Raw genomic sequence first — 576 nt, 5'->3', positions numbered from 1 at the left:
CTGGATTACAGACTATAGCAGAGAGCAAGCTTTTCAGATCCCATCAGCTTGGACCCTTTGAAAGCACAAATATCTCAGCCACCAGCAACAAGGACCTGTTTGCACAAGCCTGATCAAGGTGGATGAGAAGGGATCTAAAAACACAGAGCCCTGGATTCAAAGAGCTCAACGTCACAGTCAAACTGTGTTTGAGGTCACTGGCCAAAACCTTTAAGCAGCAGGAAGAGAGAGACATGACTGAACAAACCCCACACCCTTCTAATTCATCTTTCAACCTCCGAGGTGACTCCAATACATGCGATCACAACTGGTGGTCCAGGCTACTCAAAAGAAGCCCGCACCGTCCTGCCTTTCAGCGGCTGTGGTGGGCGGAAGTTGTTCTCCATGTGCTTTCGGTCATCATCTTCCTCTCCGTTAAACAGCAGTGTCCGGAACTTTCCCATCTGCTTATCTGACACATAAATGGGTTCTTTCAGCACGATCCATGTGACGCTCTCATACAGTGGAGGAGTTGTGAGAGAGCCTGGGTACGTCCAATACTCCAGACTGTTCGGCAGGAGGCACTTAGGGTTAAAG

1 protein-coding gene is annotated in these 576 nt (G+C 49.1%); it reads right to left on the bottom strand.

What is annotated here, in order from left to right:
- Positions 1 to 320: 320 nt before the first annotated feature.
- Positions 321 to 576 (bottom strand): carbonic anhydrase family protein (locus GQS57_RS18585; protein WP_205860322.1); only part of this gene is annotated, 256 nt, incomplete at its 5' end.

The organism is Polaribacter sp. 20A6 (genome assembly GCF_011378915.1).
GTDB lineage: Bacteria > Bacteroidota > Bacteroidia > Flavobacteriales > Flavobacteriaceae > Polaribacter > Polaribacter sejongensis.
This window is presented reverse-complemented; position numbering and strand designations above follow the sequence as displayed.